The 23,225-nt window shown below is 40.4% G+C and carries 24 protein-coding genes and 1 tRNA gene; 18 read left to right on the forward strand and 7 right to left on the reverse strand.

Annotated features, from left to right (window positions below):
- Positions 1-321: 321 nt before the first annotated feature.
- From lepA to MN200_RS06700, 9 genes are read left to right on the forward strand one after another with little or no spacing between them, the layout of a single operon-like run.
- Entirely contained in the window at positions 322-2,139 is a 1,818-nt protein-coding gene (gene lepA, locus MN200_RS06660; RefSeq protein ID WP_004693672.1) for a translation elongation factor 4, read from the forward strand.
- A 20-nt stretch (positions 2,140-2,159) separates the two neighbouring features.
- The gene (gene lepB, locus MN200_RS06665) at positions 2,160-2,987 is read left to right on the forward strand and encodes a signal peptidase I (protein WP_242760401.1); all 828 of its coding nucleotides are present in this window, start codon (positions 2,160-2,162) and stop codon (positions 2,985-2,987) included.
- Positions 2,988-3,008: 21 nt separating this feature from the next.
- On the forward strand, positions 3,009-3,383 hold the full coding sequence (locus MN200_RS06670; protein ID WP_004693667.1) for a DUF4845 domain-containing protein: 375 nt from the start codon (positions 3,009-3,011) through the stop codon (positions 3,381-3,383).
- A complete protein-coding gene (gene rnc, locus MN200_RS06675; protein ID WP_058869418.1) occupies positions 3,355-4,047 on the forward strand; it encodes a ribonuclease III in 693 nt (230 codons plus the stop codon). Before MN200_RS06670 ends, rnc begins: the two co-directional genes overlap by 29 nt.
- Positions 4,048-4,053: 6 nt before the next feature.
- Positions 4,054-5,082, forward strand: coding sequence for a GTPase Era (era, locus tag MN200_RS06680; protein ID WP_004693663.1), 1,029 nt, complete (start codon positions 4,054-4,056; stop codon positions 5,080-5,082).
- A gap of 35 nt (positions 5,083-5,117) precedes the next feature.
- Positions 5,118-5,315: an NF038104 family lipoprotein gene (locus MN200_RS06685; RefSeq protein ID WP_004693662.1), complete on the forward strand. Its 198-nt coding sequence runs from the start codon at positions 5,118-5,120 to the stop codon at positions 5,313-5,315.
- A gap of 10 nt (positions 5,316-5,325) precedes the next feature.
- Positions 5,326-6,036 carry a DNA repair protein RecO gene (recO, locus tag MN200_RS06690; protein ID WP_004980401.1) on the forward strand — a complete coding sequence of 237 codons (711 nt, stop codon included), beginning with the start codon at positions 5,326-5,328 and terminating at the stop codon, positions 6,034-6,036.
- Between the two features lie 13 nt (positions 6,037-6,049).
- Positions 6,050-6,775, forward strand: a complete 726-nt coding sequence (gene pdxJ, locus MN200_RS06695) for a pyridoxine 5'-phosphate synthase (protein ID WP_242760402.1) — start codon at positions 6,050-6,052, stop codon at positions 6,773-6,775.
- Between the two features lie 24 nt (positions 6,776-6,799).
- Entirely contained in the window at positions 6,800-7,453 is a 654-nt protein-coding gene (locus MN200_RS06700) for a tRNA-(ms[2]io[6]A)-hydroxylase (protein ID WP_242760403.1), read from the forward strand.
- 412 nt (positions 7,454-7,865) lie between these two features.
- Here the strand turns inward: MN200_RS06700 and MN200_RS06705 are convergent, their stop codons facing one another.
- On the reverse strand, positions 7,866-8,027 hold the full coding sequence (locus MN200_RS06705; RefSeq protein ID WP_242760404.1) for a hypothetical protein: 162 nt from the start codon (positions 8,025-8,027) through the stop codon (positions 7,866-7,868).
- Positions 8,028-8,200: 173 nt separating this feature from the next.
- Positions 8,201-8,276 (reverse strand) — tRNA-Asn (locus MN200_RS06710).
- Between the two features lie 251 nt (positions 8,277-8,527).
- Here MN200_RS06710 and MN200_RS06715 point away from each other — a divergent pair.
- On the forward strand, positions 8,528-8,986 hold the full coding sequence (locus MN200_RS06715) for a hypothetical protein (RefSeq protein WP_242760405.1): 459 nt from the start codon (positions 8,528-8,530) through the stop codon (positions 8,984-8,986).
- Between the two features lie 69 nt (positions 8,987-9,055).
- On the opposite strand, the gene MN200_RS06720 is transcribed toward MN200_RS06715, so the two are convergent.
- Positions 9,056-9,490: a PaaI family thioesterase gene (locus MN200_RS06720; protein WP_242760407.1), complete on the reverse strand. Its 435-nt coding sequence runs from the start codon at positions 9,488-9,490 to the stop codon at positions 9,056-9,058.
- A 341-nt stretch (positions 9,491-9,831) separates the two neighbouring features.
- Here MN200_RS06720 and MN200_RS06725 point away from each other — a divergent pair, with 341 nt between their 5' ends.
- Together MN200_RS06725 and MN200_RS06730 are read left to right on the forward strand one after the other, a co-directional pair.
- On the forward strand, positions 9,832-10,251 hold the full coding sequence (locus tag MN200_RS06725) for a GFA family protein (RefSeq protein ID WP_148826274.1): 420 nt from the start codon (positions 9,832-9,834) through the stop codon (positions 10,249-10,251).
- Between the two features lie 131 nt (positions 10,252-10,382).
- On the forward strand, positions 10,383-11,252 hold the full coding sequence (locus MN200_RS06730) for a DMT family transporter (RefSeq protein ID WP_242760408.1): 870 nt from the start codon (positions 10,383-10,385) through the stop codon (positions 11,250-11,252).
- A 103-nt stretch (positions 11,253-11,355) separates the two neighbouring features.
- Here the strand turns inward: MN200_RS06730 and MN200_RS06735 are convergent, their stop codons facing one another.
- Positions 11,356-12,582 (reverse strand): pyridoxal phosphate-dependent aminotransferase, encoded by a 1,227-nt coding sequence (locus MN200_RS06735; RefSeq protein ID WP_242760409.1) that lies wholly within the window; start codon positions 12,580-12,582, stop codon positions 11,356-11,358.
- 217 nt (positions 12,583-12,799) lie between these two features.
- On the opposite strand from MN200_RS06735, the gene MN200_RS06740 reads away from it, so the two are divergent.
- On the forward strand, positions 12,800-12,979 hold the full coding sequence (locus MN200_RS06740; RefSeq protein WP_004693646.1) for a hypothetical protein: 180 nt from the start codon (positions 12,800-12,802) through the stop codon (positions 12,977-12,979).
- Positions 12,980-13,043: 64 nt separating this feature from the next.
- On the opposite strand, the gene MN200_RS06745 is transcribed toward MN200_RS06740, so the two are convergent.
- From MN200_RS06745 to MN200_RS06755, 3 genes are all read right to left on the reverse strand, one after another.
- The gene (locus MN200_RS06745) at positions 13,044-14,489 is read right to left on the reverse strand and encodes a sensor domain-containing diguanylate cyclase (RefSeq protein ID WP_242760410.1); all 1,446 of its coding nucleotides are present in this window, start codon (positions 14,487-14,489) and stop codon (positions 13,044-13,046) included.
- Positions 14,490-14,695: 206 nt separating this feature from the next.
- Positions 14,696-15,229: a hypothetical protein gene (locus MN200_RS06750; protein ID WP_242760411.1), complete on the reverse strand. Its 534-nt coding sequence runs from the start codon at positions 15,227-15,229 to the stop codon at positions 14,696-14,698.
- A gap of 441 nt (positions 15,230-15,670) precedes the next feature.
- Positions 15,671-16,462 (reverse strand): hypothetical protein, encoded by a 792-nt coding sequence (locus MN200_RS06755; protein WP_178895987.1) that lies wholly within the window; start codon positions 16,460-16,462, stop codon positions 15,671-15,673.
- Positions 16,463-16,637: 175 nt separating this feature from the next.
- Between MN200_RS06755 and uvrB the strand changes: the two genes are divergently transcribed.
- The 5 genes from uvrB to MN200_RS06780 all read left to right on the forward strand — a co-directional run bounded on the left by uvrB (position 16,638) and on the right by MN200_RS06780 (position 23,217).
- Positions 16,638-18,659: an excinuclease ABC subunit UvrB gene (uvrB, locus tag MN200_RS06760; protein ID WP_234303715.1), complete on the forward strand. Its 2,022-nt coding sequence runs from the start codon at positions 16,638-16,640 to the stop codon at positions 18,657-18,659.
- Positions 18,660-18,762: 103 nt separating this feature from the next.
- The gene (locus MN200_RS06765; protein ID WP_234303714.1) at positions 18,763-19,347 is read left to right on the forward strand and encodes a lipocalin family protein; all 585 of its coding nucleotides are present in this window, start codon (positions 18,763-18,765) and stop codon (positions 19,345-19,347) included.
- 147 nt (positions 19,348-19,494) lie between these two features.
- Entirely contained in the window at positions 19,495-20,430 is a 936-nt protein-coding gene (gene rarD / locus MN200_RS06770; protein ID WP_234303713.1) for an EamA family transporter RarD, read from the forward strand.
- A gap of 323 nt (positions 20,431-20,753) precedes the next feature.
- Entirely contained in the window at positions 20,754-22,211 is a 1,458-nt protein-coding gene (locus MN200_RS06775) for a glyceraldehyde-3-phosphate dehydrogenase (RefSeq protein WP_242760412.1), read from the forward strand.
- Positions 22,212-22,500: 289 nt separating this feature from the next.
- Positions 22,501-23,217 carry an MFS transporter gene (locus tag MN200_RS06780; RefSeq protein ID WP_183175925.1) on the forward strand — a complete coding sequence of 239 codons (717 nt, stop codon included), beginning with the start codon at positions 22,501-22,503 and terminating at the stop codon, positions 23,215-23,217.
- Positions 23,218-23,225 lie beyond the last annotated feature (8 nt).

Below are 23,225 nucleotides of genomic sequence, written 5' to 3' on the forward strand. Positions count from 1 at the left end.
GTTCATGAAGTGGTTGACTGGGTGCTCAGTCTGATACTTTCATAGTTGATGAGTTCCATCTACCAACCACAAAAATTAAGATGACATATAAGTAAAATCAAAACGAAAATTGCATGTGGACGTGTGGATAAGGGCAAAACTATAGCTTTTGGTCAGAGTTGTATTCACTTTGTTCTGTAGGATAGTTTTTCTCAATCACAATATATATTTTTAACACTTATCTGCTTATACTGTGCGAAGTTTTTAGCAACATTCTTTTTACACGTCATTTGTACTTTTGCAGTTGAGTACATGATTGTGTACATATTTTTAGAGTAGTTTATGGCAGTTGTAAAAAAGTCTGTAGATATCAATAATATACGAAACTTTAGCATTATTGCTCACATTGACCACGGGAAGTCAACGCTCGCTGACCGCTTTATTCAAACCTGTGGTGGTTTGCAAGATCGTGAAATGCAAGCACAAGTACTTGACTCCATGGAACTTGAACGTGAGCGTGGTATTACCATTAAAGCTGCGTCGGTTACTTTGTATTACACCCATCCAAATGGCCAAGAGTATCAATTGAACTTTATTGATACACCAGGGCACGTCGACTTTTCATATGAAGTGTCACGCTCATTGGCGGCTTGTGAAGGTGCATTGTTGGTTGTAGATGCAGCACAAGGCGTGGAAGCACAGTCAGTTGCGAACTGTTATACCGCAATTGAGCAAGGTCTCGAAGTTCTTCCCGTACTGAATAAAATAGACTTACCGCAGGCTGAACCTGAACGTGTGATTCAAGAAATTGAAGACATTATTGGTATTGAAGCGACTGAAGCGCCAACCTGTTCCGCAAAAACAGGTCTTGGGATTGATAGCGTTTTAGAAACCCTTGTTAATGTCATTCCTGCACCTACTGGTGATCGTAATGCGCCATTACAAGCTTTAATTATCGACTCTTGGTTTGATAACTACTTAGGTGTGGTTTCTTTGGTGCGCGTGAAAGAAGGTCGTGTGCGTAAGGGCGACAAGATGTTGATGAAATCAACAGGCCAAACGCACATTATTACTTCTGTGGGTATTTTCAATCCTAAACATACTGAGACAGACATCCTTGAAGCGGGTGAAGTTGGTTTCGTAATTGCAGGGATTAAAGACATTTTTGGTGCGCCAGTCGGTGATACGATTACCCTTGCCAACACACCAGAAGTCAAAACCTTACCGGGCTTTAAAAAAGTGAAGCCGCAGGTGTATGCAGGTTTGTTCCCAATTGATTCAAGTGAATTTGAACCGTTCCGTGAAGCTTTGCATAAACTTCAGATCAATGACTCGGCGTTATTTTTTGAACCTGAAAGCTCAGATGCTTTAGGTTTTGGTTTCCGTTGTGGCTTCTTAGGCATGCTACACATGGAAATCGTGCAAGAGCGTTTAGAACGTGAGTATGATTTAGACCTCATTTCATCTGCACCGACTGTGATTTATGAAGCGGTGATGAAGAATGGTGAGACGATTTATATCGATAGCCCATCTAAAATGCCAGATGGTTCAACGGTTGAAGACTTACGTGAGCCGATTGCTGAGTGCCATATCCTTGTACCGCAAGAGTATTTGGGTAATGTCATGACTTTATGTGTGGAACGCCGCGGTGTTCAAAAAGACATGAAGTTTATGGCGAACCAAGTTTCGATCACTTTTGAAATTCCAATGGCGGAAGTGGTGATGGACTTCTTTGATAAATTGAAGTCGTGTTCACGTGGTTTTGCATCGCTTGATTATAACTTTGTACGTTTTGAAAGTTCATCATTGGTAAAAGTCGATGTTCTAATCAATGGCGATAAAGTGGACGCCTTGGCAATGATTTGTCACCGTCAAGATGCACGTCACCGCGGTATTGCATTGGTTGAAAAAATGAAAGATTTGATTCCACGTCAAATGTTTGATGTGGCAATTCAAGCGGCCATTGGCGCACAAATTATTGCTCGTTCAACGGTAAAGGCAATGCGTAAAAACGTATTGGCGAAATGTTATGGTGGTGACGTTTCTCGTAAGAAGAAACTGCTATCGAAGCAAAAAGAAGGTAAGAAACGCATGAAGCAAGTGGGAAGTGTAGAAATCCCACAAGAAGCGTTCTTGGCTGTGTTGAAAGTAGAAAGATAAAAAGGTAGGAATATAAGCCCATGGATTTTGATTTTAATTTGATACTTGTTCCTGTCACACTGATTTTCTTTTTGGTGTGGTTGCTCGATAAGTTTGTATTTAAACAACGAGCGACAAAAGGCAAGGGAAATGAAAATTTTGTCATTACATGGGCTTATGATTTCTGGCCAGTCCTTGCGATTGTTCTATGCTTACGTTCATTCTTTTATGAACCTTTTAATATTCCTTCGGACTCGATGGTGCCGACATTAGAAACTGGTGACTTCATCTTGGTCAACAAGTTTGACTATGGTGTGCGCCTGCCGATTGTGAATAAAAAAGTGATTGATGTGGGTGAGCCTGAGCGTGGCGATGTGATAGTCTTCCGTTATCCACCGCAACCGACGATCAGCTATATCAAACGTGTGGTTGGTATTCCTGGCGATCACATTGTTTTTGATCATGGCCAATTAACCATTAATGGTCAAAAACTTGCTAAAGTGCCTGTTGAATTTAGCCGTGAAAAAGACAGTTTAGATACGCCTACTTCGATATATCATAAAGAAACCATTGGCAAGCATACCTTTACCATGCGTGAGTTAGAAGGTGTTAATGTTGCACGCCAAGCACCGTATATTAACTTTGTAGAAAATGGTAAATACTCTGCTGAAAATGGTTTATATTGGGAAGTGAAAGTAAAAGAAGGTGAGTACTTTGCGATGGGGGATAATCGCGACCAAAGTGCTGACAGTCGTTTCTGGGGAATGGTTCCTGAACAGAACCTAACAGGTCGTGCATTTTATATTTGGATGCATAAAGAGCCTGGCTTTAAGTTGCCGTCATTTAACCGTAACGGTAGCATTGACTAATATCGATTCGGAAAATAAAAAATGCGCAAGAATCAACAAGGGGCATCTTATATCGCCATTTTATTTGCAATCATGGGGTTTGCATTTATGGCGAAAGTGGCGATTGCAGTTTGGGCTCCTTATTTTGATGATCGGATGATCAATAGCCAAATTGAGGAAGTGTTTCAAAGCAGCCCGAAAAATATTCAGCCCGCGGAGTTTGAGAGTCAGCTTTCAAAGCGTTTGGATATGAATGGTATTCGTGATGTGAAGATTAAAGAAATTATGCAAGTCACCAATACCGAAGGGTTGCAGGTGAAAAAGGAGTATGAGGTAAGAAAACCATTCTTGCTGAATATAGATTTAGTATTAAAGTTCGAGAAAAGTTTTGATCAAAGCTCAGTCCAAGCTAAGTGAAGCCCGCTTAGCGAGCCGTATCGGTTATCAGTTCAAACAACCTGAATTACTTCAGCTTGCACTGACTCACCGATCGGTGAGCCACAAATACAACTATGAGCGCCTAGAGTTTCTAGGCGATTCTTTGTTAGGGATGATTATTGCAAATTATCTCTACAAAGCTTATCCAACTGAGAACGAAGGCCGTTTGACGCGTATGCGTGCAACCTTGGTTCGTCAGGAAGCTTTAGGTAAGATTGCAAATGATTTAAAACTGAGCCAGTCACTCATCTTAAGTACAGGTGAGTTAAAATCAGGTGGACATCATCGCGAGTCCATCCTTGCGGATACGGTTGAATCGATTATTGGTGCAATCTATGTGGATTGTAGTGATTTAACGGTGTTGGAGCCGATTGTGTTAAAATGGTACGAGCCATATTTAGACCATATCGAGCCAACCGATCAACTTAAAGATCCTAAATCTCGTTTACAAGAATATCTTCAGGCACGAAAAAAAGCTCTCCCAGTTTATGATGTGGTCGATATTCAAGGCGATGCACCCAATCAGCATTTCAAAGTGGAGTGTAAAGTGGATGGATTGTCTGTTGTAATGGGTGAGGGTACCAGTCGCCGTTTTGCTGAACAAGCTGCTGCGGCGGACATTTTAAAACTTTTGGAGCAGTAATCTGCCATGTCAAATTCTTCCGATCACATCGATGCTGATCACGAGTCGCAAAGCGACAGTAATGATTTAATTAGCCAATTTTTTAGCGAACAAGGCACAGAAATCCCAACGGATTTTCGTAGCGGCTTTGTGGCAATTGTCGGTCGTCCAAACGTAGGCAAATCTACGTTGATGAACCATTTGTTGGGTCAAAAATTATCGATTACTTCACGTAAACCACAAACCACACGTCATAAAATTGTGGGAATTGATTCACGTGCAAAATCTCAAGCGGTATTTGTTGATACACCAGGGATGCATAAAAAAGAAGTACGCGCCATCAATAAAATGATGAACCGTGCTGCGTCTTCTGCATTGCGTGATGTCAACTTGGTATTGTTTGTTCTAGATGCAGACAAGTGGACTCAAAACGATGAGCTCGTTTTGGAAAAACTCAAAAATGCTGAGATGCCTGTGATTCTTGTGATCAATAAAATTGATACACTTGAAAATAAAAACCATGCATTACCTTTAATTCAAGAACGTGCAAAATTAATGAATTTTGCTGAGATTGTTCCTGTTTCTGCACTACGTGGTGCAAACTTAGACCATCTGCGCGATACCATTGAAAAGTATTTACCTTTCCAGCCACCGATGTATTCATTGGATCAACTGACAGATCGTTCTGAACGTTTCTTGGCATCAGAAATTATCCGTGAAAAGATTATGCGTCAGTTGGGTGAAGAACTACCTTATGATTTAACCGTGCAAATTGAGTCGTTTAAGACTGAAGAAGCAACGGTGAATGAAAAAACAGGTCGTCCAAAACCAGCGTGTACATACATTGATGCAACGATTTTTGTAGACCGCCCAGGCCAGAAAGCAATTGTGATTGGTGAAAAAGGCGCTAAGCTTAAGAAAATCGGTATGGATGCCCGTATCGATATGGAAAAAATGTTTGAACAAAAGATCATGCTGACGCTTTGGGTTAAAGTGAAAGGCGGCTGGTCTGATGATGAACGTGCATTGAAAAGCTTAGGTTATAGCGATATCTAAGTTTTAAGAAAACAAATTTTTATAGGGATGGTGTTATGGTCAAAGTGTTCGCAGTAATGGCTTGTATGTTGTTTTTGCAAGGTTGTATACACAAGATCGTCACTGTTCCTGTAAAGATTGCGTATAAAACCACAAAAGGCGTGGTGAAAGGAACCGCAGCGGTGGTTGGTGCTGTTATCCCAGATGGGGATGATGAAGACAGCGAACAGAATGATAAAGATAAAAAAGATTAGTTAAGTCCTCATGCGCAATGAAGTACTGCATGGTTATTTAATTCACCACAGAAAATACCGTGAACGTAGTCATATTGTGCATTTATTTACCCAAGAGCATGGGCGAGTTGATGGCATTCTAAGGCAAACCCCGCCGCCACAATATCAGCCGATTTGTTTACAAGCTTCGGGTAAATCTGAACTCAAAAATTTTACAAAACTTGAAATTGTCAATCAGCCGATTTTTTTCTTCGGGGATGCTTTTTTTTCAGGTTTTTATCTCAATGAGATCCTGCTCAGGCTGTGTCCGCTCGAAGTACAAATGGAGCAAAGTTTTGCTCAATATGCACATACGCTAACGCAATTACAGCAACTGGCGCAGCAAGCCGATCCTAATCAATTTTTAAAACAAATTCTAAGACAGTTTGAGCATGAACTGCTGGAAGATTTGGGCTATGCCTTAGATTTTTCGACCGATGCGAATCAACTTGAAATTCAAGCATCACTCAACTATATATTCCAGTTGAATGAAGGCTTTATTCCTACTGCACAAGCTTCGCGAGCGACCTTAAACGGACAGCAAATTTTAAGCATGTGCCAATATGAAAAGGGTAGGGATTTTGGTTTGGAACAGTTACAATTACTGACCAAGTTGTATCGACAAATGATCAGTTCATTGTTGGGCGATCGCCCTTTAAAAAGTCGTCAGTTGTGGATTCAGAACACTCAAACTCAATCGTAATTAGGAAATGAATATGGCTGCATTACTTGGTGTAAATATTGACCACGTGGCAACTTTACGCCAAGCGCGTGGAACGTCTTATCCTGATCCAGTCAATGCAGCACTGATCTGTGAGCAAGCAGGGGCGGAAGGGATTACTTTGCATTTGCGTGAAGACCGTCGTCATATTCAGGCCGATGACGTGCGTCGTATGCGGCCAGTGCTTAAAACACGTATGAATTTGGAGTTGGCAGTCACAGATGAAATGATTGCATTTGCTAAAGAAATTAAACCGCATCATGTGTGTTTCGTTCCTGAAAAGCGCCAAGAAGTGACGACTGAAGGTGGTTTAGATGTAGTTGGACATTTTGACGACGTTAAAGCGGCAACTCAAGCCTTGTCCGAGATTGGCTGTGATGTGTCCTTGTTTATTGATGCTGACTTTGCACAAATTGATGCAGCGGTTGCTTGTGGTGCACCAACCATTGAAATTCATACAGGCGCTTATGCTGATGCAGAAACACCTGAAGCTCAGCAACATGAGCTTGAACGTATTGTCAAAGGTGCCGAATATGCAGCATCGAAAGGTTTAGTAGTCAATGCTGGGCATGGACTCAACCTTGAAAATGTGACCCCAATTGCACAAATTCCACAGATCCACGAATTAAACATCGGACATTCCCTAATTGCCGATGCTATTTTTGTGGGCTTGGAACAAGCCGTGCGTGAAATGAAAGCAGTGATTAAAGCTGCACGTTAATTTTAAAGTTTTTAAGATTTGAATATGTCGAATATCAATTATGATGAACTCATGAAGCCCGTCATGGATTTCTTGGGCTGTGAAACACCAAAAGCTTGGTTGACTGAAGCACTGAATAATCTTGATGTGCTGATGCAAGACCACGCGAATTGTGAGAAGAAAGCTGCAGGTACAGCGATGAACCTCATGTTTCGTTATAGCTTTTTTACAGATTTGCAAGTCAAGCTTGCACAACTGGTTCGTGAAGAAATGCTGCATTATGAGCAAGTGCTTGAATTTATGAAAAAGCGCGGGCTAGATTGGAGCAATCTGAGTGCTGGTCGTTATGCGGGTGGTTTACGTAAAGAAGTGCGGACTTATGAGCCTGAGGCTTTAATTGATATTTTAATCATTGGTGCCTTTGTAGAAGCACGTTCATGTGAGCGTTTTTACGCGTTAGCACCCTTGGTGGATGATGAGTTGGGTCGTTACTATCGCTACCTTTTGAAGTCTGAATCACGCCATTTTGAAGACTATTTGGCTTTGGCTTTAGAGGTTGTGCAAACGGGGAAATTGAAAAATCCGAAAGAGGATATTCAAGCCCGTATTGATCATATCCGTAATGTTGAAAAAGATCTGATTAGCACACCTGATGATGTGTTTCGTTTCCATAGTGGCGTGCCTATGCAAGCGACTTAGAAATAAAGTGGGTGAATGCCACAGTTTGTAGACTGTTCGAAAGTTGCAAATTCTCAGTGTAGATAATTCTGACTCATTAAAAGCCCAATCTTTATCGATTTGGCTTTTTAATTAGAGATGGGTAGATATGATGTATTGAGAGCTGTAATTTCTTTCAATAAAATCGCGAAATATGAGTCAGTGGCATGAGTTATTTGAGTAGGTGTGCTTAGAATTTTGACGATGATTTATTGTATTTTTTATATCTTCCACGTTCCACCATTGCACATCATGAAAAATGGTTACATCAGAAAGAGTATTTCGCAAAGTCTCAAAGACATGACTTAGTTGGTTGGAAAAATCTATTTTCTTAAAAAATATTTTTAATGATTGGCTGTGGTGGGTGAATAAAAATTAAAAATAAGCTGTCATTTTACTCATAATGATTACATCCAGTAGAAATATCTTTATAAGCAGGATCACTAAAACTAAGCTGGTATTCCCAATCTTTTTGCCCTTTCCATTTTTTCATTTCAGTTGCTGTGATCGGGAAGTGATCTGAACGAACATCCATATGTGTTTTAAATGTACTCATGATTTTTCTTGTGAATCATTTTTGGGTATTTTTAAGATAAGTTATTTTCCCAGAGTAGTTTTGTTGTAGCTTTTCGTTGAACTTAGTTCGGGGATTTACATCTTAAGCAGCGAAACTTTTAAGACGTAGAAAAGAAGAAAGCCCACAACATATAGTGTGGGCTTTCTTGAATTTGGCTCTCCAACCTGGGCTCGAACCAGGGACCTGCGGATTAACAGTCCGTCGCTCTACCGACTGAGCTATTGGAGAATCTGCATGCGATTATAAGGACATTTCATAGTGGGTCAAGTCTAAAATGTCATGTTGCTGTCATTTTTATATTGGATGCTTTTTATTTGAACAAAAAAATCATTTTCAAAAAAAATCGTATTGAAGTGCTTGCAATGTGGAAACGCCATTGATAGTCTAATTTTAACAACAGAGCGTTTAAGTGAAAACTTAAACAGTGTGGATTTATAACCAACTTGCCAGCACTAAAATGGCTAAACAGGAGAAAGCGAATGAATACGCTTACCATTTCCGATATTTTTGCAAACCTAGCTGATTATCAAGATCAGTATCTCTCTATTATTTCAAACCCAGAACAATACTATACCCCTGTAGAGTCAGCCTATATTGATGTTTGGCCTGTCGGTTGTAGAGACTTGTATTTGGGTGATTTATTACAACTTTGGTTTAGTGAGCGTTGGCTGGTCAACAGTCCTTGTCAGTTGCTTTCAACACAGTCGACCAGTACTCTTAAAAAGACTGTGCAGCGAGAACATGATCTGTATTTGTATCAGTTGTCAGGCAGTGCTTTATCAGGTAATAATCGTTCAAAAGTCTGGTCTGCTGCTGAAGGTAAAAGCTTAGACGTAAGTTTAGACAGCGCGTTTAAATACTATTGTATTTATAAAGGAGTTGAGCGTCCTGTTGCCTCAAAATTGCAGACGCTGAAGACGTTTAAAACCGCAATTTGATCTGTCATGCTGAAGTAAAGTTTGCTTTGGCGTAAAAAAGGCACTGAAATTTATCAGTGCCTTTCGTTTTTAGGGGCGAATAATCATACAGGTGGCTGTGGCATGGGCGTAGAGTTTACCGTCTTCATCTACAATTTTACCTTCAGAAATACCTAAGTTCTTACTGATGTTGATCACGCTGCCGATGGCAAGTAGTTCTTTGTCTCTTGGAATCGGTCGGCACATTTTAATATTTAGATCAATGGTGCCATAGCCAACACCTGCTTCAAGCATAGTATGTACAGCGCAACCTGTTACTGAGTCGAGTACTGTTGCTGCGAAACCACCATGCACGCCACCAAGCGGGTTTAAATGGCGATGATCGGCTTTTGCTTTAAAGCTAATTTTCCCTTCAGAAACTTCAAAAGGCTGCATGGGAATGGTTTCACTGATACTTGCAGGTGGAATTTTTCCTGCACACATGGCTTCTAAGAGTTGTAGTCCTGTCATTTCTTTGGGATTCATCTTGTTCATTCCTATATTTAGCTATTAGTTCCTTTTTGGAACTTGATGTCCAATTAAACAAAATTCAGTTTTTTCGTCAATATTTAGTATTGGATTGATCAGTACAAAATCAACGAAATCGTAATCACGGATTGAGCTCATGCTGTGAACATATTGTAGGGAAAAGATTTAGGATTATTCATTTTGATAATTTGAGTGTTGATAGAACGGAGCAGCCTAAACGTGAGCATTGTTTTAAAATGGTGCACAAAATTTATACACTCTTTTGTTTTTTACTTATATATAAGATAAACAAGGTTTTAGTCATTTTATACAGTCTTCACATGAAAAAGGAACTCACAATGAACGTGTCCTGTTTATGCGGTAAAACCAAGTTCCAAGCCGCACTCAAAAATCATGATGTGCATGCTTGCCATTGTTCTATGTGCCGCCAACAGTCGAGCGGGGTACTCATGAGTATTGATGTTGAACCCAGTAGTTTAAAGTTTGACAATCAAGAATATTTAAAATTATTTAAGTCGTCGGATTGGGGAGAGCGTGGTTTTTGTAGCGAATGTGGCACGTCGCTTTTTTGGCGAACACAGGACGGCAGTTATTGCAATATCAATGTATTTGCGATGGAAGAACAGCCAAAAGATTTAAAGCTTACAACAGAAATTTATATTGATAATAAGCCTGATTTTTACCAATTCAAGTATTCTACAGAGCAGCTCACGGAAGCTGATGTGATTGCTTTATTTTCACCAGATGATGCTAAATAATAAGGTATTTAGGTTGAATCACCTGAGTTTCACATTGATATTGCTGATAAATTTCATGAGCAAAACTCTCTAGATTTAATAAGATATATTCGATATATCTAAAGCAAGCTGTTGAATAAGGACGCTCAAACATGCTGCTTAAAATTTCCATTGCAATGTTGGCCTTTGCAGCCAATTCGGTGCTATGTCGTTTAGCGTTGGCTGAGCAGCAGATTGATCCGATGAGTTTTAGCTTGCTTCGGGTCTGTAGTGGTGCAATGGCGTTATTTCTACTGTATATGCTCTCTACTCATAAGGCCAAAATAGAGTGGAGTATAAAAAACGGATTTTTTCTTGCCTTATATATTGTGGCTTTTTCACTGGCCTATTTGCATATCGATGCGGGTGTAGGTGCATTACTCCTGTTTGGGACAGTGCAGTTAAGTATGGTCGGTTATGGCCTGTGTCATGGTGAAAAAATCAATTTGCGGCGCAGGTTGGGGCTGTCGATTGCAATTTTAGGTCTTTTGATTTTATTGCTGCCAGGGGCTTCGACACCTCCTTTGGGTTATGCTGCATTGATGGTGCTTTCAGGCATAGGTTGGGCAATGTATAGCATCGCAGGTAAAAATATGCATAATCCACTGGCCAGTAGCTTGGTAAATTTTGTAGTGGCGATTCCTTTTGTTGTCTTGGTCTACTTTGTTTTTTACACACAGAGTTTTATGCAGCCAAAAGGTATGTTGTTGGCACTCTTATCTGGTGGTTTAGCATCGAGTGGGGCATATGTACTTTGGTATGCCATAGTGAAGAAAATTGATCGGGTCACGGCCAGTAGCGTGCAATTGTCCGTGCCATGTTTGGCGATTCTGGGTGGCGCATTGTTTATTGGTGAAGCATTGAGCTTCCGAATCATCATTTCCGCGACGATTGTTCTGGCAGGCATTGCCTTGGTGATCTCGGCGTCATCTCGCAATAAAGACGTAAATACAATAGATTCTGCTGGTACTACACGGCTCTAAAATTGTTTGAATGGGCTTAAGAGCAAATTTTTCAGATTTTGATTAAAAATAAAAAAACCCGCGAAGTTCGCGGGTTTCTCTAATCTAACTTTAAAGGGTTAAATTATTTTTCAGCAGCAATTAAAGCAATCGCAGCATCTACGCCTTCGATTGAATCAGCCGCTTTCTTGATACGTGCAAGCGCATCTACAAGTACTTCGTCAGCAGTTGCATAAGAAATACGCATGAAACCGCCCAAACCGAATGCATCACCAGGAACTACAGCTACGCCAGTTTCTTCCAATAACCATTCAGAGAATTCTGTGCAAGATTTTAAGCCTTTCGCACGAATCAATGGACGGATGTTTGCATATGCATAGAATGCACCATCAGCAGGTAAGCAAGAAATACCGTTGATGTCGTTCAAACCGCTAACAACTAAGTCATGACGGCGTTTGAATGCTTCAATCATTGGCTCAAGAACATCTTGAGGGCCATTCAACGCAGCTTCAGCAGCAACTTGTGAAATAGAAGTTGGGTTTGAAGTTGATTGCGATTGGATTTTTTTCATTGCGCCAATCAATTTAGCAGGGCCCGCTGCATAGCCAATACGCCAGCCAGTCATTGCATACGCTTTAGACACACCGTTTAACACGATTGTGCGGTCATAAAGGTCTGGTGCAACTGTTGCGATATTGTAGAATTCGTCATCCCAACGGATTGGTTCGTACATATCGTCAGAAGCGATATAAACTTCTGGGTATTTACGAAGAACATCAGCCAAAGCTTCTAATTCAGCTTTAGTGTAGATCATACCTGTTGGGTTTGATGGACTGTTTAAAACCACTAAACGAGTTTTGTCTGTGATCGCAGCTTCAAGTTGAGAAGGTGTGATTTTGAAACGTTGTTCTTCACCACATTTTACAATAACAGGAACACCTTCAGCGATAATCACCATATCTGGGTAGCTTACCCAAAATGGTGCAGGGATGATCACTTCATCACCTTTGTTTAACAAAGCTAATGCTAAGTTAAAGAATGACTGCTTGCCGCCGCAAGAAACCAAAATTTGGTTTGCAGCATAATCAAGGTTATTGTCACGCTTGAATTTTGCAATAATCGCTTTTTTAAGGCCAGGCGTACCATCTACAGCGGTGTACTTTGTGAAACCGTTGTTAATCGCTGCAATTGCTGCATCTTTGATGTGTTGTGGGGTGTCGAAGTCAGGTTCACCTGCGCCCAAGCCAATAACGTTCTTGCCAGCCGCTTTTAATTCAGCAGCTTTGTTGGTAACAGCAAGAGTTGGGGACGGTTTGATGGCATTCACACGATCAGAGAGACGTACGTCCACGGCAGTATTCCTTCTTATAGGGTTTAAAAAATAAAAAGCACACTATCTTAGCTTAAAAAACTCAAGCAAGGCGTTTAAAAACACAGATTTTCTGCAAAAAACATAAAAAAAATTCAATTTTGAATTAATGATTTCAAAAATGTACAGAATTAGGAAGTTTCTCGCATCTTTATGAAAAAAACTTTAAAATAAGCGCAATTTGATGAGAGTGATGGTCATGAGTAAGCAACAGCCTACTTCAAAAAAACCTTTGGTGAATCTCCCATTCCCAATGCCAAATGCAGAACAAAGTGCTGACGATGTTGCACATAATCAGGTTCGTCCAAAACCTGAACAATATGCAGATCGTACTTGGATGCCACCACGTGGCACCCGTCGTTCAATGGGTAAACGTTGATTCGCCATTGAGATAAAAAAAGCGCCCTATTTAGGGCGCTTTTTTATTGATCATTCGGTGGATTCTAATTGCTAACCCGTCGATCATTTTCTGCATAGTAGGTTTTTTTGTGTTCATACATCGCAGTGTCGGCACGTTTAAGCATATCTTCAACCCGCTCATTTGGCTGGCTGGTGGCAGTGCCAACCGACACACTAATAGGTTGATGATTATTAAATTGGTTATCCACCATTAAGAGCTCATGTAAACTTTCAATACAATGGTTCAATGCAGCTTCATCGGCGGCAGGTAATAGCACCACGAACTCATCACCACCGATCCTTGAAGCAGAGTATTGGGTATTTTCAATTAACTGATTCAGGGTATTGCCCATGCGGCGTAATAAGCTATCACCTTGATCATGACCAAGGTTGTCATTGATAGCTTTTAAGCCATTCATATCTAGGAAAATACAAGACACAGGGCGCAGGTTATTGCGCTCAAGTCGGTTGATTTCGGTGCTGTAGAAAGAGCGGTTATAAAGTTTGGTTAAGACATCATGTTTGCCCAAGTACTCAAGATAATTCTCGGCTTTTTTACGCGCGGTAATATCGGTGAGTGCCAATTGAACCATACCCCAATCATCTTCGAAGCCTGGAAACACGGCAAAATGTAACAGCACATGGCGAATACTGCCATCGAGCGCGTAGTTGACCGCTTCGCAGTTATGTTGAATATTGCCATCCCATAGTTCGAGCAACTGATGTCGAAAGGTCTGTTGGGTTTCGTTCTGAAAGACTTTATGCAAATTTTTAAGTAAATGGTCTTTGTCACGTGCAGCAAACAAATCGAGTGTAGCTTGGTTGACATCGGTAACCATGATGTCTTTGAGACATTCATTAATAAAGTCATTGTGGACATCAAGGAAAGTTTTAAAGTCACTGATCCCCAAACGACGTAAATGATCTAAACGTGCTTTGACTCGGCTAAAGTCCTCGACCCAAAGTGAAGTAGGCGAATATTGAAAACGTGCTTCAGCAATTAAACGACTTTTTTCTTCTAAACGTTGTGCATTGGCATAAGGCGTGATGTCTTCCGTGGTGATCAAAACCAATGAAAGATCGTGTTCATGACCGGGAAGTACTGTTCCGCGCAGTCGAATGTCAAGGCGATGACCTGTAAGCGTATAGTTTACAGCAGTATTTTCAAATACGGTCTCACCATTCCAAAGTGCGACCAGCTCATTTAAATGAGTGCTTGACATATCTGCTTTAAAAATTTGCGCAAGGTTCGCAGTTAAATCTTCAAAACTTTGGGCTTCAAATTGTTTTAAGGTTTGCGGGTTGACATGCAGGACTTTAATTTTATGCGCACAACTTAAAATACGTGATTTGTCTTCCAACAGAAAAGACGCAATATCTTCAACACCTTCACTCCGCCAAAGATCGAATAGTTTTTGTACTTCACTAAAGTCTTCTAACCACATGGCAATGGGAGATAATTCAAAAATAGGAGAGTCCAATAATTGCATTTATATCTCGTTTTTATGTTGGAATTTAAAGCAGTATAAGCGCTAAAAAAACTTTTTAAAATAATGTGATAAAAAAAGTTATTTTTAAAATTTATGTGAGTTTATGGGGTATTTAGTCAAAAAATGCATATTGATTGCTTATGGAAAGTGCATAAGCTCCAATGGTTTTGAAGCTTAAAGAGTGTGTATGCTGATAGTGATAAGCGCTAAATACTTTGAGGTCGATAGCGAAAAGTTTGTGATTGTTGATATTGATGGTCGCGCCAAAATAAATTGATTACTAACAGGTTTGGAATCAATATCATGAAGAATAAATACATCAAAAAATTGCTTCGTTGTTGTTGGTAGATGCGCATGAAGTCTTGGCTGCTGATGGTTGTGTTGTCTGCTGTGACCGATAACACTAAAACTTCTGGGTAGATAAACTGGCGACTGTCAGTGTAATAACGGATACTGACTTTTTGTTGTTGAAAGTTTTTTAAGAGTGGGCAGCTCTTAAAGCGATCCATAAAATTACAGACCAGTCTTAGTGGTTGCTGCTGAGAAGGTTCATTCAACACAACATCTTCATAATGTGATTTATTTCGCCCAGAGCCCACAGTGTAGCCATTTAATAGAATTTGTCCCTCGACGTGTTGTGGGGTGGGTAGGTGGTTTGCAATACGTACAGCCGAATAGTCAGTAAATTTGCTGAGACTGGAAAGTGCAAAAACATTAATAATGAAGAAGGGCGCCGTCATGAATAAAATATTTAAGAGGAGGTTGTTCTTTTTTGGTTGTTCGTTCTTTGTCTTTTTGAGGAAGGATAAGCATACAAGGACGATAAAGTAGACTGGGGATAGATTTATAAAATTAAAATCTTGAAACTGAGGCAGTTGATAAAATGCAATCAGCATGACAACGGCAACCACTATGCTAAAAACGGCATGCTTGTTTCTTCTGGATTTTAAGGCTTTAAGCTGTCTATTTGTTCTCATGATTTTTTTAAATTTTTGAAAAGTATGATTATGATTCAGAGTGTAAGTGAACCTTTAAAAGTTAAAAAGAGAAAAGCAGGAACAATATCGTCACCTTTATTTTTGTAGTAGTTGGCGATTGGGGATAGGGAAGATTCTAATAACTCTATTATTTTTAACGAAAAAAGCCAATCTGATGGATTGGCTTTTTTGAGAAGACTGGATTTAACGTGAGGCTTTTCGCGCACGATGTTCGGGCTTCGGTGGTGCGATTTCTCGTGTGCCTTGCCAAACTTCAATGAAGTCTTGTTCATTGATATTATAAAGTTCCAACAGCGCTAGAATGGCACCACCAAAAAGCATGCGCCCCTCCGCGTTGGTCTCAAAATCAAATATTTTCCCTGACAGCGCATGTAAAATATCTTCAATTTCAAACACACGATCGCGACCATTACTGTCGGTTGGATACATGCGTGTGTTGAGAATAATTTTGGCTAAACTTTTTTCATTATCGGTTAAGGCCAAATGTTGAATCAGCATGTCATCATTTTGAGTGCTGAAAATCACGGCATCATTAAAAATGGTATGCAAAAACTTTTTATTTAGACGTGGTAGTGTCCTTTCCACAAATGGGCGAAATGATGCGGGGAAAATAACATTATGAGAAATGCCTTTAAACATAGGAGCAATTTCTTCAACTTTATACCCCGCAATACCGCAGCCTATAGAGGTTAGAAAGTAAGTCATTTTAGGATGATTTTTGGTATAGATTTTAAAGTCATCAATATAGTGTTGAATTTGCGAGAGCGGCATTTGTTGTAAGTGTTCGTTCATAGTGGGAATGGCATAACTTTGCCCTGACCAACCACGTCCGACGCCTTTGATTGCGCCAAAGTGTTCAAGTGCAGTTCGGGCAGCGCCATCCGCATGTTGACCTGCCATGTTACTACCAAACACAAATACGGTATGTTCATCTAGGTTTTTGACGATGCTTTCGTCATGATATTGGTAAGTCATAGGCTCTGATTTTTCGCTCTTCTTCACTTCATGTTGCCCTTGAAATACGGGGGGGTCAAGTGAAAAATCTTTGTAATATTTTCAGTAAATTACATTAAAAATCTAAAAGCGAGAATTGCTCGGGATTGAATCTGTTAAAATAGTCGGTTGAAGAAGCAAATCTTGGGATATGTCTGTGAGTGAGAAACAACCTTTTGATTTAGTCACCAATTACCAACCCGCAGGTGATCAGCCGCAAGCCATCGAAAAGCTTGTTGCTGGAATAGAAAAGGGCTATCACGACCAGTTGTTACTTGGGGTTACGGGTTCTGGTAAAACCTATACCATGGCCAACGTGATTGCGCGGACGCAACGTCCGACCATTGTCATGGCGCATAATAAAACCTTAGCCGCACAGCTTTATGGTGAGTTCAAATCTTTCTTTCCGAACAATGCCGTCGAATATTTTGTCAGTTATTATGACTATTACCAACCTGAAGCCTATGTGCCATCTTCAGATACATTTATTGAAAAAGATTCAGCGATCAATGACCACATTGACCAAATGCGTTTATCCGCGACGCGTTCGCTCTTAGAGCGTCGAGATGCAATTATTGTTGCTTCAGTTTCTGCTATTTATGGTTTGGGTGACCCTAATGCCTATATGAGCATGTTGCTACATATTGTACAGGGCGATCGTATCGCACGTGATGACATCATTCGACGTTTGGTGGAAATGCAATATAGCCGTAATGAGCTTGAGTTTTTACGTGGTACCTATCGTATCCGCGGTGAAATTATCGATATTTTCCCTGCGGAATCAGACCAGCATGCGATTCGAATCGAGTTGTTTGATGATGAAGTCGATTCGATTCGTTGGTTTGACCCACTGACAGGCAAACTGGTGCGGAAAGTTCCGCGTGTAACCATTTATCCAAAAAGTCACTATGTGACACCGAAAGATAATTTAGAGCGTGCCATCGGCACGATTCGTGAAGAGTTAAAAGAGCGCTTAGGTTTCTTTCGTGCACATGACAAATTGCTTGAAGCTCAGCGAATTGAGCAACGTACCCGTTATGATCTAGAAATGATGCAGCAGTTGGGCTATACCAACGGTATTGAAAACTATTCACGTCATTTGTCAGGTCGCCCTGCGGGCGAAGCACCACCGACCTTATTTGATTATGTTCCTGACGATGCTTTACTGATTATTGATGAGTCACACGTGACTGTGCCGCAAATTGGCGCGATGTATAAAGGTGACCGTTCGCGTAAAGAAAACTTGGTGAATTATGGTTTCCGTCTTCCTAGTGCTTTAGATAACCGCCCAATGCAGTTTGAAGAGTGGGAGCGGATTACCCCAGCAACAATTTATGTCAGTGCAACACCGGCCAAATACGAACTTGAAAAAGCCGAGCAAATAGCTGAGCAGGTGGTTCGTCCTACAGGGTTGATTGACCCCGAAATTGAAGTGCGTCCAGTATTGACTCAAGTTGATGATGTCTTGTCTGAGATCAATATCCGCAAAGATCTAGATGAGCGTGTTTTGGTAACCACCTTAACCAAACGTATGGCAGAAGATTTAAGCTCGTATTTGAAAGAGTATGGCGTCAAAGTTGCCTATCTGCACTCAGATATTGATACCGTTGAACGGGTGAAAATTATTCATGACTTACGTTCAGGTGTCTACGATGTTCTCGTCGGGATCAACTTACTACGTGAAGGCTTGGACATGCCTGAAGTGTCTTTGGTGGCTATCTTGGATGCGGACAAAGAAGGTTTCTTGCGTTCTGAGCGGTCTTTGATTCAAACCATTGGGCGTGCAGCACGTAATGTAAAAGGCAAAGCGATTTTATATGGTGATCGGATTACCGATTCGATGCAAAAAGCCATCGATGAAACAGCCCGTCGTCGTGAAAAACAAATGGCCTTTAATGAGCTGCATGGCATTATTCCGCGCAGTACCATTAGACAAAATAAAAAGGATATTGATACAGGCGAAGTGCTGACAGATGATCAAGTTGAAAGTGGTATTGCAGATCAACACCAAACGCTCAGTGCAGATGAGCAGCACTTGCTGTCTGATCCGAAACTTCTTGCCAAGCACTTAACCAAGCTGGAAAAGGAAATGTTAAAAGCTTCTAAAGAGCTACAGTTTGAGCAAGCTGCACGTCTGCGAGATGAAATTTTGCGCTTAAAAGCACAACTTCTAAGCTAAGTTGCATTTACATAACGCTACAGTAATTTGGGCAGAAAGCATTATTTTTTAAAGAGATGTTTATTTTTAGATCATAAATTCTGAAATATAAAAGGTACAGTTTATGTCTGCAAATCTTCCAAAGGCGGGTTTTACGCTTGCCAAAATTGCTGTAGGTGGTGCTATTTTAGTAGGGTTAGGCATGGCAACCATGGCTTATGCCCAGAGCAAACCCTTAGCCGTGGTGGATAAGGTTGAATTAGACCGTTATTTGGGTGTTTGGTACGAAATTGCACGTAAGCCCATGTACTTCCAAAATAAATGCGGAACTAATGTCTCGGCTACTTATACTCTGAATGAAAATGGCAATGTGACAGTAGATAACCGCTGTTATGCTCAAGATGGTAAGCTGATGCAGTCCATAGGTGAAGCATTTGTACAAAACCCACCTTTTAATAGTAAGTTGAAAGTGAGTTTTTTACCTGAGGCGGTGCGTTGGTTACCTGTGGCACGCGGGGATTATTGGATTTTAAAAATTGATGATGACTATGAAACGGTTTTAGTGGGTGAGCCACGCCGTAAATATATGTGGGTGCTTTCTCGCTCACCTCAACCAGACCAAAAAGTCATTAATGAATACTTAGAATATGCAAAGTCAGTGGGTTATGACTTGAATGATCTGATTCATACCAAACAATTGCAAAAATAAAATCTATTAAGCCTTGAAAGCCATGCTGAAGCATGGCTTTTTTAGTTTCATATACGTATTTTAAAACTTGAATAATAAAGCTTTATACAGTCGAACGCTTTATAATCGGCGCCTATTAAAATTGTGTAAATCAATGTGGAGTGAAGGATGTATAAAGGTGTTGCACTATCGGTTTTAGCATCCATCACTTTTGGGGTTTTGTATTTTTATACCTTTTTTTTAAAGCCCTTAGATAGTGAGCAAACTTTTGCTTGGCGTATGCTTTCGACCTTACCCTTTTTAACCGTATTCATGTGGTGGAGTGGTGATTTAAAACTCATTTCGGAGTTGTTTAAGCGTATGTTTAAACAACCTTGGATGATTGCTTGGTTATTGTTTAGTTCGGTTTTATGTACCACGCAGTTGTGGCTATTTTTATGGGGGCCCATGAATGGTCGTGGCCTACAGGTGTCGCTTGGCTATTTTTTGCTGCCTTTGGTCATGGTATTGGTTGGTTGCATCCTTTACAAGGAAAAACTATCCCGCTGGCAAATGGCCGCGGTAGCCTTTGCTGTGCTTGGGGTGGGACATGAAATTTGGCGTATTGGTAGCATGGCATGGGAAACGGTTTATATCGCTTTGGCTTATCCTTTGTATTTCTTCCTGCGCCGTGTTTGTAAAACGGATCATTTGGGTGGCTTCTGGTGGGATCTGTTTTTAATTTTACCTGTCGCATTTTATTTGGGCTTCGTGCATAGCGATAGTTTGGCTTTGATACAACAGTTTCCACACCTGATTTTGGCGGTCATTGGACTGGGTTTCTTAAGTGCAATGGGACTCGGAAGTTATATACTCGCGAGTCGTTATTTACCTTTTGTGATCTTTGGTTTGCTGAGTTATTTGGAGCCTGTTTTACTGGCGGGAGCATCAGTTGCCATGGGAGAGCGTATAGAGGCGGGTGAGTGGTTTACCTATATTCCAATTTGGTTCGCAGTCTTATTACTTATTATTGAAGGTGTGTTGCATTTATATAAACAGCAACAAAATAAAAAACAGCTTGAACGAAATATTGAGCATTTTGAAAAACAGCAAAATTCAGACTAATTTGATGATGTTCGGAGCTATCATTGCGCTGGAATTTGGGCGATAAGCAAGTTCCTGATTTGTTTATTGCCCTTTAAGAATAGTTGACTGTTTGATAAAACATCATATGTGTAACTGTTTATTTTTTATCTAAAAAAATATTTTTCTAATTTTTATACTGCAAAATCATAAGACTAAATGCAATCATTTCTTAAATTAATAATGAATATACGACAAAAAACATCATGCATTTACAGCTTTCGATTCAAACTTGGCGTTAAATCCTTTACAATTGTTGGGTTTTAAAATTTATGCTTAGATTAAATTAATTAGAGGACGTATCTGTGAGCAAAGAGACTATCATCGCCCTACACGCAGAACACCAAGGTCGCTGGAAAAACCGTGAAGAAATCGCGGAACAAATGATCGCTTTGATCGGTCAGCTTTACCGTGAAAAAAATATTGTGGTTTCAGTGTTTGGACGTTCTTTAGTTAACCGTTCAGTTATCCAAATTTTAAAAGCGCACCGTTTCACTCGTATGATGGACGTTGAGCTTTCAGTTGTACACACGTTCCCAATTCTTGAAGCGTTGGCTAAAATTGAAAATATCGGTACTGCTGAAATTGATCTAGGCAAATTAGCCGTTGCATTTAAAGAGCAAGGTGGCGATGTTGATGCATTTGTTGCAGCCGCTGTTAAATCTGTAGAAGGTCGTGCGACTTCAGTAGAAGGTCGTGACGTTGTCCTTTACGGTTTTGGTCGTATCGGTCGTATTCTTGCACGTTTAATGATTGGTCAGTCTGGTCTTGGTCGTAGTTTGAACCTAAAAGCGATTGTGGTTCGTAAGTCATCTGATGGTGATTTGGAAAAACGTGCGTCTTTATTACGCCGTGACTCAATCCATGGTCCATTCTCTGGTACGATTTCTGTTGATGAAGAAAACGAAGCAATCATTGCCAACGGTCAATTCATCAAAGTGATTTATGCGTCGAACCCAACTGAAGTTGATTATACCGATTATGGTATTAGCAATGCGTTAGTGATCGACAACACAGGTAAATGGCGTGATGCTGAAGGTCTTGCTCAACACCTTAAGTGCCCAGGTGCTGCACGTGTGATCTTGACTGCACCAGGTAAAGGCGACATGAAGAACGTTGTATTTGGTGTGAACCAAGCAGATATTCTTGATGAAGATACCATTATCTCTGCTGCAAGCTGTACAACCAACGCAATTACACCAACACTTAAAGTGTTGCATGACAAATACACAGTGTTGAATGGTCATGTTGAAACAGTTCACTCGTTTACAAACGACCAGAACTTAATCGACAACTACCATAAAGCAGACCGTCGTGGTCGTGCTGCAACGTTGAACATGGTAATTACTGAAACAGGTGCGGCTAAAGCGGTTGCTAAAGCACTTCCAGCACTTCAAGGTAAACTGACAGGTAACTCTGTACGTGTTCCAACACCAAACGTTTCACTTGCGATTTTGAACTTAACTTTAGATAAAGAAGTTGATCGTGATGAAGTGAACGAATACATTCGTAAAATTTCAATCAGCTCTAGCCTTCAAGGTCAGATCGGTTATACCAACTCGACTGAAGTTGTATCATCTGACTTTATCGGTTCACGTACAGCAGGTGTATTTGATGCGCAAGCAACAATCACTTCGGGTAACCGTTTAACTGCTTATGTTTGGTACGATAACGAAGTTGGTTATAGCTGCCAAGTTTTACGTATTGCAGAGCAAATGGGCGGCGTAAGCTATCCAAAAATTCCAGCTGAAACAAATGCATAATTTGTAATAGCGACTAAAAAGAGCCTCAATTGAGGCTCTTTTTTTTGCGCTGTTGTTGTGGATGAGGCCAATCAGGTGCGTTGGGGGTGACATAAGTATTGGCTTGAGTGCTAAGAGTTGCCAATGTTTAATCCCTACTAATTTACTTAGAATAATTAGAATACTGTGTAGAATAGGGTGATAAAAAATTATAGAGTCTGGTTGGTATACCGCCCTCAATGACTTTCTAGGCTGACAAAAGGATGATATTTGTCAGATAAAAAGAAAATAAAACAAAAGGAATTTGAATTTGCAAGTGAAGCATGTGCTAAGTGGATTGGCATTCATTGTGTTGGCATCTGTATGCGGTGTACTTATCGCTATTTGGACGTTTAAACACTTTAATATTTATATTCCCTTAGAAAATCAAAAAGTCAGTATTGATCTGCAAGAGCCTTTACAAGCCGAGGTTAAAATTCATGATGCCTTAGATGTGGATGTCACAGGGCGTGTCAATGCAGAAATTCCGATTCGTGAAAACCTGAATATTCCCCTGACCCAAACGCTGACTCCACGGGTGTATTTTGATAATCAGGTTCCGATTAAAACCACCATTCCAGTGCGTGAAACCTTGAAAATTAATCAGAATATGCCTGTAGATACCAAGGTACAGGTGAAAGTCATGGGACGAGATGTGACTTTACCTTTAAAAGGAAATATTCCCATTCAGTTGGATGTGCCGATTCATATCGATGTGCCACTTGAACAGCAAGTACACCTCAAATTTGATGCGCCTGTGAAAACAGTACTGAAAGAAAATCTACATATTCCAGTAAATACAGTGGTTAAGACCAATATTCCAATACAGGGGCATTTAAAGGTTCCCATTAAAACGGCATTGAAAGCGTCGGTGGATGTACAGAATACATTGCCAATTGAAATTAAGCAGGGGGAGTTGAAAATTCCACTCAATAGCTTGCAATTACTGCGTGAAAAACCTCAACCTCAAGAACACGTGAAGCCATAGGGGGGGAG

Source organism: Acinetobacter sp. LUNF3 (assembly GCF_022699605.1).
GTDB lineage: Bacteria > Pseudomonadota > Gammaproteobacteria > Pseudomonadales > Moraxellaceae > Acinetobacter > Acinetobacter johnsonii.

Excerpts from the sequence above, each read along its gene's own strand:
- rarD (WP_234303713.1), top strand. The coding sequence starts at position 19,495 with ATGTATAAAGGTGTTGCACTATCGGTTTTAGCATCCATCACTTTTGGG.
- MN200_RS06725 (WP_148826274.1), top strand. The coding sequence starts at position 9,832 with ATGAACGTGTCCTGTTTATGCGGTAAAACCAAGTTCCAAGCCGCACTC.
- MN200_RS06745 (WP_242760410.1), bottom strand. The coding sequence starts at position 14,489 with ATGCAATTATTGGACTCTCCTATTTTTGAATTATCTCCCATTGCCATG.
- MN200_RS06720 (WP_242760407.1), bottom strand. The coding sequence starts at position 9,490 with ATGAATCCCAAAGAAATGACAGGACTACAACTCTTAGAAGCCATGTGT.
- pdxJ (WP_242760402.1), top strand. The coding sequence starts at position 6,050 with ATGGCTGCATTACTTGGTGTAAATATTGACCACGTGGCAACTTTACGC.
- MN200_RS06755 (WP_178895987.1), bottom strand. The coding sequence starts at position 16,462 with ATGACTTACCAATATCATGACGAAAGCATCGTCAAAAACCTAGATGAA.
- MN200_RS06730 (WP_242760408.1), top strand. The coding sequence starts at position 10,383 with ATGCTGCTTAAAATTTCCATTGCAATGTTGGCCTTTGCAGCCAATTCG.
- lepA (WP_004693672.1), top strand. The coding sequence starts at position 322 with ATGGCAGTTGTAAAAAAGTCTGTAGATATCAATAATATACGAAACTTT.
- MN200_RS06705 (WP_242760404.1), bottom strand. The coding sequence starts at position 8,027 with ATGAGTACATTTAAAACACATATGGATGTTCGTTCAGATCACTTCCCG.
- era (WP_004693663.1), top strand. The coding sequence starts at position 4,054 with ATGTCAAATTCTTCCGATCACATCGATGCTGATCACGAGTCGCAAAGC.
- recO (WP_004980401.1), top strand. The coding sequence starts at position 5,326 with ATGCGCAATGAAGTACTGCATGGTTATTTAATTCACCACAGAAAATAC.
- MN200_RS06715 (WP_242760405.1), top strand. The coding sequence starts at position 8,528 with ATGAATACGCTTACCATTTCCGATATTTTTGCAAACCTAGCTGATTAT.
- MN200_RS06740 (WP_004693646.1), top strand. The coding sequence starts at position 12,800 with ATGAGTAAGCAACAGCCTACTTCAAAAAAACCTTTGGTGAATCTCCCA.
- MN200_RS06700 (WP_242760403.1), top strand. The coding sequence starts at position 6,800 with ATGTCGAATATCAATTATGATGAACTCATGAAGCCCGTCATGGATTTC.
- MN200_RS06670 (WP_004693667.1), top strand. The coding sequence starts at position 3,009 with ATGCGCAAGAATCAACAAGGGGCATCTTATATCGCCATTTTATTTGCA.
- MN200_RS06685 (WP_004693662.1), top strand. The coding sequence starts at position 5,118 with ATGGTCAAAGTGTTCGCAGTAATGGCTTGTATGTTGTTTTTGCAAGGT.
- MN200_RS06765 (WP_234303714.1), top strand. The coding sequence starts at position 18,763 with ATGTCTGCAAATCTTCCAAAGGCGGGTTTTACGCTTGCCAAAATTGCT.
- lepB (WP_242760401.1), top strand. The coding sequence starts at position 2,160 with ATGGATTTTGATTTTAATTTGATACTTGTTCCTGTCACACTGATTTTC.
- MN200_RS06750 (WP_242760411.1), bottom strand. The coding sequence starts at position 15,229 with ATGACGGCGCCCTTCTTCATTATTAATGTTTTTGCACTTTCCAGTCTC.